General features: G+C 65.4%; 8 protein-coding genes. 3 read left to right on the top strand and 5 right to left on the bottom strand.

What is annotated here, in order from left to right:
* Positions 1-288 precede the first annotated feature (288 nt).
* Entirely contained in the window at positions 289-816 is a 528-nt protein-coding gene (locus tag ACFO5X_RS14045; protein ID WP_380718112.1) for a hypothetical protein, read from the bottom strand.
* Positions 817-974: 158 nt separating this feature from the next.
* A complete protein-coding gene (gene gcvA / locus ACFO5X_RS14040; RefSeq protein WP_380718111.1) occupies positions 975-1,892 on the bottom strand; it encodes a transcriptional regulator GcvA in 918 nt (305 codons plus the stop codon).
* A 152-nt stretch (positions 1,893-2,044) separates the two neighbouring features.
* Here gcvA and ACFO5X_RS14035 point away from each other — a divergent pair, with 152 nt between their 5' ends.
* Entirely contained in the window at positions 2,045-3,109 is a 1,065-nt protein-coding gene (locus ACFO5X_RS14035) for a hypothetical protein (RefSeq protein ID WP_380718110.1), read from the top strand.
* Here ACFO5X_RS14035 and ACFO5X_RS14030 read toward each other — a convergent pair.
* From ACFO5X_RS14030 to ACFO5X_RS14020, 3 genes are read right to left on the bottom strand one after another with little or no spacing between them, the layout of a single operon-like run.
* The gene (locus ACFO5X_RS14030) at positions 3,091-3,804 is read right to left on the bottom strand and encodes a creatininase family protein (RefSeq protein ID WP_380718109.1); all 714 of its coding nucleotides are present in this window, start codon (positions 3,802-3,804) and stop codon (positions 3,091-3,093) included. The two genes, ACFO5X_RS14035 and ACFO5X_RS14030, sit on opposite strands and share 19 nt — an antisense overlap.
* Positions 3,805-3,815: 11 nt before the next feature.
* A complete protein-coding gene (locus ACFO5X_RS14025) occupies positions 3,816-4,442 on the bottom strand; it encodes a glutathione S-transferase family protein (protein ID WP_380718108.1) in 627 nt (208 codons plus the stop codon).
* Position 4,443: 1 nt separating this feature from the next.
* A complete protein-coding gene (locus tag ACFO5X_RS14020) occupies positions 4,444-5,223 on the bottom strand; it encodes a transporter substrate-binding domain-containing protein (RefSeq protein WP_380718107.1) in 780 nt (259 codons plus the stop codon).
* 148 nt (positions 5,224-5,371) lie between these two features.
* On the opposite strand from ACFO5X_RS14020, the gene ACFO5X_RS14015 reads away from it, so the two are divergent.
* Together ACFO5X_RS14015 and ACFO5X_RS14010 are read left to right on the top strand one after the other, a co-directional pair.
* Complete coding sequence (locus ACFO5X_RS14015; protein WP_380718106.1) at positions 5,372-6,109, top strand: amino acid ABC transporter ATP-binding protein; 738 nt, start codon at positions 5,372-5,374, stop codon at positions 6,107-6,109.
* Complete coding sequence (locus ACFO5X_RS14010; protein WP_380718116.1) at positions 6,106-6,846, top strand: amino acid ABC transporter permease; 741 nt, start codon at positions 6,106-6,108, stop codon at positions 6,844-6,846. The genes ACFO5X_RS14015 and ACFO5X_RS14010 overlap by 4 nt, the downstream gene beginning before the upstream one ends.
* Positions 6,847-6,868 lie beyond the last annotated feature (22 nt).

Here is a 6,868-nt window from a genome sequence, read left to right as displayed (position 1 = left end):
ATGCATCCCAGCTACCACGCTGGATTCACGAGATGAATCCCTCATGCGATTTGTGCAACAGAGCCCGCCGACGCACCTGACGGCTACACGTGGCACATTCCATTGCTGTTTGACTGGCAAAATTAGCGGTTTTGGACGACGGCTTTGTCCGCACGGCCGACTTTGCCGTGCTTCGGCGACCCAGAGAGCCTGACAGGAACTGTCGGATGACCGCTGGGAGCCCACACTTACCGATGCTGCGGTCGGCATCAATGTCGATGATGTGGGACAAAGCGGGCGCCTGTAGAGTTATTCCGGGCGCGCAATTTCATAGTGACGGACGGCTACCAGGCGTCCATGATAGTCACCGGAAAGGGCAGAAAACAGAAATTTAGAATTACGATCAAAATCCCGACAGACCTTGAGCGTCTCTGTTTCTACATCCAACGGCTTCCGCTTGCTTACTTTAAAGTCTAGCTTGATTGAAAATACGTTCCACGCCCTACCATTCATGAGCATGTATTGGTCACGCGGTCGATAAAGCCAACAATCCGTCCATTTTCCTGCCTCTTGTGGAATGTCTTCCAAAGATTTGATGCCAAATGAGTTTGCACTTCTATTGACATCAAACCGAAACGAGTGCCCAGATGGAAGGAATGACACGTTAAATTGGTCAATGTGGTCAGAAGCACTCAGGCGGATTAGTGTTGCTTGATATGCTTGGTTCGCCGGTTCCCATGCCGAAACATAACTTGGGTGTTCGACAAATCCTTCGGAGCGGCAGACCGATGCCACGTGCTTCAAAACATCAAAGAAGAGCGTCTTGTTGGGTTTCAATTTCTGCCATCCTCACTCGAACCTTAGAAGAAGAATGAGATGAGCGTAAGCGCTGCTTGCAGCGATAGAAGCCCAGAGGCTTAAAGGCAACTAAGTCCGCCCAGCAGCCATTGACGCCGGGCCAAGCAACCCAACATGAACACCACCCGGATCACCCCCTACGCCACCCTCCCCTGCCGCGCCACCTCCGCGTGCAGCCAGTCCCGCAGCGCCCGGACCCTTGGCGATTTCAGCGCGTCGTGGGGGCAGACGATCCAATAGGCGAACTGCGACTCGACCGTGCCCTCGAAGGGCCGCACCAGCCGCCCGTCGGTCAGCGCGTCGATCACCAGCGGCTCGCGCCCCAGCGCGACGCCCAGGCCCCGGATCGCCGCCTGCACCACCATGTTCGACTGGCCGAAGCGGCGCACCCGCACGGGCTTGGGCAGCACGATCCCCGACTGCTGCGCCCAGAACTCCCAGGTCGGGGGCGACCCGCCGATATCGGCGATGTCGTCATACAGCAGCGTATGCCCTGCCAGATCCGCAGGCTCGTCCAGCTTCGGCCCCCGTGCCAGCAGCTCGGGCGAACAGACCGGAAACAGCGTCTCGGTCAGCAGCTTCTCCACATGCAGCCCGCGATAATCGCCCAGGCCGTAGCGGATCGCCAGATCCACATCCTCGTCGTCGAAATTCACCAGCTTGGCCGAGGTGTTGATCGACACCGGCAGATCGGGATGCGCCTGATCGAAAGAGATCAGGCGGGGAAACAGCCAGTTGAAGGCGAAGCCCGGCAGGCAGGACAGCACCAGCCCCAGATCCTGCGCGCCCACCTCCCGCAGGTCGCGGCAGACCGAGGTGACCATGCCAAAGCCTTCGGTCACCGCCGCCGCCAGCCGCGCGCCCTCCTCGGTCGGGCTGACGCGCCCGCCGCCCCGGTTCAGCAGCCTGAGGCCCAGCCATTCCTCCAGCGATTTCACATGCTGGCTGACCGCGCTCTGCGTCACCCCCAGTTCCTCCGCCGCGCGCCCGAAGCCGCGCAGGCGGGCGACACTCTCGAAGGTGCGCAGCGAGGTGAAGGGAAGGTTGGGCTTCATATTAGTTTTGCTAACGGCCCGCATTACGTTAGTCAAATGGCCCGGCCCGCGATTTCCGATTATCCTGTTTCCGGGACAAGGGAAACGACGGGGCGGCTGTGGGGCAGGCACTTCGGGACGGCGCGCATAATCTGCTGGCAAACTGTGCAGGCATGGCGCCGGGCCAGACCCTGCTGGTACTGGCCGAGGATCCGCAGCTTGGGTATTACGACAGCCGCATCGCCGGCGCGGTGATCGAAGCGGCGCGTGGCATGGGCCTGCACCCGCACCTGCGCGAGGTCGCCTTCACCCCCGACGCCCCCCCGCCCGACGCGCCTCTGCTGGCCGAAATGGGGGCCGCCGACCGCGTGCTCTTCCTCGCGCGCCTGGGCGACCAGCTGCGGTTTGACCCGGCCTTCGACGCGATCCGCCCTGTGGTCAGCTATGCGCTCGACGCCGAGGCGCTGCGTTCGGATTTCGGTCGCGCCCATCACCACGCCTTCGAGGCGCTGAAATACCGGATCAACAGCGCGCTCGCCTCGGCGCGGACGATCCGCGTGACCTGCCCGCTCGGCACCGATTTCTCCGGCCCAGGCGCGCCCTTCCCGGAACAGGGCGGCGAGGTCGGCGTCACCCGCTTCCCGATGGCCGTCTTCGCCCCGGTCCCGGCGGCGCCCTATGCCGGCGTCATCGCCCAGGCCGGGTTCCTGATCGGCACCGGCTCGCGCTATTACGATCCCTACGCCCTGCCGCTCGACGACGTGCTGCGGGTGCATGTCGACGGCAACCGCATTCTGGGCTTCGACGGCACCCCCGCCGATGTCGACCGCGCCGCCCGCCACTACCGCGAAATCGGCGCGCGCTTCGGCATCGACTGGACCTTCGTGCATTCCTGGCACGCCGGCATCCACCCCGGCTGCGCCTTCGCCGGCCTCGCGGGCGACTCCCCCGAACGCTGGTCGGGCAGCGCCTTCGGCAGCCCGCGCGTCCTGCATTTCCACACCTGCGGCGCCTATGCGCCGGGCGAGATCTCGCTGAACGTGATCGACCCGACCGTGACGCTCGACGGCGTGAAGGTCTGGGACACCGGCCGCCTCCACCCCGACCGTATTGCAGGGGGTGTAGACATCCTCGCGCAATACCCCTGCGCCGCCGCGGCCTTTGCCGCGCCGCCGCGCGAGATCGGGCTGGGGCCAAACGGTCGCCTCACCGCCCCCGCTCAGGCGAAGGCGCGGTAATCCCCGGCCACCGCCTGCACGGCGGCGGCGAGCAGTTGCTCCCCTTGCGCCCGCGTCGCCAGCGCCGAATGCGACCCGACCCGCCCGTCCGGGAAATCGCGCCGATGCGCGTCCGGCGGGCCGTGCCGGTCACCCGCATGGGCCTTGATATACTCCGCGGTCAGCCGCTCCGGCGGCTCCCGCGCGGCATCGACCACCGGCAGGTCGCCCAGCATCATCGTGATCGCGACTTCCGAGGGCGTCGCATGCATCCCCTCCCAGTCGCCATACCAGTCCCGCCGCAGCACATTGACCGGCTCGAAATCCCACCAGCTCTTCAGCCGCGCCACCACCGAAGGCCGCGCCGCCAGCACGCCCCGCAAGGGCGCGAGGTTCGCGCCATGCGCGTTCAGCACATAGATCCGCGCGAACCCCTGCGCCGCCAGCCCGTCGATCACCTCGCCCGCCAGCGCGGCAAAGACACCCTCGGAAATCGACAGCGTGCCCGGAAAGGCGGTGTTGAACGGCGACGGGGTCAGCGCCAGCGTCGGCGCCACCAGTGCGCCCACCGCCCGCGCCGCGCCCTCGGCGATCATCGTGGCGCACAGCGCATCGGTCCCGATCAGCCCCATCGGCCCGTGCTGCTCGGTCGAGCCGACCGGCAGGAACACCCCCGCACCACGGGAAATCGCCGCCTCGACGGCGGGCCATGTCATATGGTCCAGTCTCATCGCTCGGACGCCAGAAACGCCTCGACCGCCGGGCGATAGGCCGCCAGTTCCGCCGCCACCCAGGGCACATCCGCCAGCCGGTCGCGATAGGCCGCCACCTCCGCAGGCAGGGTCACGGAAAACCCCATCACCGGCCCCAGCAGCTCGATCCACAACAGCGTGATCGGCCAGCCGCAATCGCCCAGCCCAAAGGGCAGATCGTCGCCGACCATCCGCGCGAACTGCCCCAGCCGCGCCTCGATCTCGACCACCGCTTGGCGCACGACGCCCGCATCGCGCCCCTCGCGTTCGATATGCGGGAACAGCCGCCGCACCGCCGGCTCCAGCCGGGTGTCGTGAAACCGCCCCCGCTCGCGCATCCTCGCGCGCTCGCGCAAGTCCACCGGCATCAGCGCAGGCTCGGGAAACCGCTCCTCCAGATACTCGGCAATCGCCTCGCCATCGGCCAGCAGAAAGCCGTCCTCGACCAGCGCGGGCAGGTTCCCCGAGGGCACCACCCGCTTGTATTCGGCCGAGCCATAGCCACCCGGCGGCGGCTCTTCCCGCCACGCCAGCCCCTTCGCGCGCAAGACGATCCTCAGCTTGGCGCAATAGAGGCTGGGCGGTATCGCATAGATCAGCACGTCAGTTGTTCGACAGGTTCCACTTGGCCGCCAGCTCGTCGAACAGCCCGGCCTCTTTCTTCAGCGTGATCCAGGTGTTGACGTAGTTGATCCAGACCTGATCCGCCTGCGGCAGCAGCATCGCCACCGGCGTGCGCGCGCGCGGCGCCTTGACCGGCACGATCATCAGCTCGGGATATTGCGCCACCAGCTTGTTGGCCTCGACGTTCGAGGTGATATGGGCCTGCGCCCGTCCCGCCAGCACTTCCTGGAAATCGCGCGCCGGGGCCTCGACAATCACATGCTTGGCGTTCGGGAAGAACGACTTGACCTGCGCCTCCTGCGTCGTGCCCAGAGTTGCCGCGACCGACACCTCCGCCTTGTCCAGATCCGCCCAGTCCTTGAACTTGTCGGCGTCCTTCTTGTTGATCAGCGGCACCGTCGCCAGCGAGAAATAGCTCTGCGAATAGCCCGCCGCCTTCGCCCGCCCGGCCGAGATCGAGGCCGAGCCGGTGATGTGATAGGTGCCCGCCGTGACGCCGTTCACCAGCGTCTTCCAGTCGGTCGGCACGAATTCGACCTTCACCCCCATGTCCTCGGCCAGCGCGGTCATCACGTCGATGTCGTAGCCGGTATAGCTGTTGGTCGCGACGTCCTTCATCGTCATCGGGTTCCAGTCCCCGGTGGTGCCCACCTTCAGGACGCCGGAATTCAGGATGTCGTTCAGCGCCGACTGCGCCTGCGCCACGACCGGAACGGTCAGAACGGCAACAGCGACAGCCAGCGATTTGAGCAGTTTCATGGGAATCTCCCTCGGGTTTTCAGGAATGCCTTGGTCTGGGCCGATGGTTTCCCGAAATTACTTGCGATGCAAGAAAAACTAATGTCAGAACTGCCGCCACAAGGCAGGTCGCCCGCCGCGCGGGCAGATGTGACGGGAAAGGAACCAGGTGACAGCGGCGCCCATCATCCGCTTCGACGGTGTGTCCAAGCACTTTGGCACCTTCCAGGTGCTGAAGAACATTCACTTTTCCGTCGCCAAGGGCGAACGCGTCGTGGTCTGCGGCCCCTCCGGCTCGGGCAAGTCGACGCTGATCCGCTGCATCAACGGGCTGGAAACCATCGGCAGCGGCACCCTGACCGTGGACGGGATCACCGTCACCGAAAAGACCCTGCCCAAGGTCCGCGCCCGGGTCGGCATGGTGTTCCAGCAGTTCAACCTCTTCCCCCACCTCACCGTCCGCGACAACCTCACCCTCGGCCCGATGCGCGCGCGTGGCCTCAGCCGCGCGCAGGCCAACGAAGCCGCCATGCGCTATCTCGAGCGTGTGCGCATCGCCGAACAGGCCGACAAGTTCCCCCGCCAGCTCTCGGGCGGCCAGCAGCAGCGCGTCGCCATCGCCCGCTCGCTCTGCATGGAACCCGAGATCATGCTCTTCGACGAACCCACCTCGGCGCTCGATCCCGAGATGATCTCCGAGGTGCTCGACGTGATGACCAGCCTCGCCCAGACCGGCATGACCATGGTGGTCGTCACCCACGAGATGGGCTTTGCCCGCAAGGTGGCAGACCGCATGGTCTTCATGGACCACGGCGAAATCGTCGAAACCGCCCCGCCCGAAGATTTCTTCACCGCCCCGCGCAGCCAGCGCTGCCGCGATTTCCTCGACAAGATCCTCAACCACTGATGCGCGCGCTCCTCCTCCTCACACCCCTTCTGGCGCTGGCCGGCTGTTCCTCGAACTGGGGCTGGTATGTGGTCAACCCCTCGACCCCCAAGGGCTGGCTGAACCTCAAATTCCTGCTCAGCGGCATCGGCTACACGGTCCAGCTCTCGGCCACCGCCATCTGCATCTCGGTCGTCGTCGGCCTGCTGGTCGCGCTGCCGGGCCTCTCGGCGCGCAAATGGCCCCGCCGCATCAGCCGCACCTATGTCGAACTGGTCCGCGCGGTGCCGATCCTCGTGCTGATCCTCTGGGTCTACTACGGCCTGCCGCAGATCACCGGCCTGTCGCTCTCGGTCTTCTGGGCCGGGGTCATCGCGCTGGCGCTGTCGGACTCCGCCTTCCAGGCCGAAATCTTCCGCGCCGGCATCCAGTCCATCGCGCGCGGACAATACGAGGCCGCCTATTCCGTCTCGCTCAACTACCGCGACACCATGCGCTACGTGATCCTGCCCCAGGCGATCCGCCGCATCCTGCCCGCGCTCGGCAACCAGCTGGTCTACATGCTCAAGATGTCCTCGCTGGTCTCGGTGATCGGGATGCAGGAGCTGACGCGCAAGGCCAACGAACTCGTCGTCTCCGAATACCGCCCGCTCGAGATCTACACCGTCCTCGTCCTCGAATATCTGGTGCTGATCCTGATCGTCTCGGCCGGGGTGCGCTGGCTGGAACGCCGGCTGAAGACGGACGAACGCGCCTGAGATGGCCTTTCCCGCCTGAATG

The organism is Seohaeicola nanhaiensis, from assembly GCF_042654245.1.
In the GTDB taxonomy this organism is placed as follows: Bacteria; Pseudomonadota; Alphaproteobacteria; order Rhodobacterales; family Rhodobacteraceae; genus Seohaeicola_A; species Seohaeicola_A nanhaiensis.
The sequence above is the reverse complement of the archived record's forward strand: the minus strand, read 5'-3'. Positions and strand labels throughout refer to the sequence as shown.

Excerpts from the sequence above, each read along its gene's own strand:
- gcvA (WP_380718111.1), bottom strand. The coding sequence starts at position 1,892 with ATGAAGCCCAACCTTCCCTTCACCTCGCTGCGCACCTTCGAGAGTGTC.
- ACFO5X_RS14035 (WP_380718110.1), top strand. The coding sequence starts at position 2,045 with ATGGCGCCGGGCCAGACCCTGCTGGTACTGGCCGAGGATCCGCAGCTT.
- ACFO5X_RS14030 (WP_380718109.1), bottom strand. The coding sequence starts at position 3,804 with ATGACATGGCCCGCCGTCGAGGCGGCGATTTCCCGTGGTGCGGGGGTG.
- ACFO5X_RS14020 (WP_380718107.1), bottom strand. The coding sequence starts at position 5,223 with ATGAAACTGCTCAAATCGCTGGCTGTCGCTGTTGCCGTTCTGACCGTT.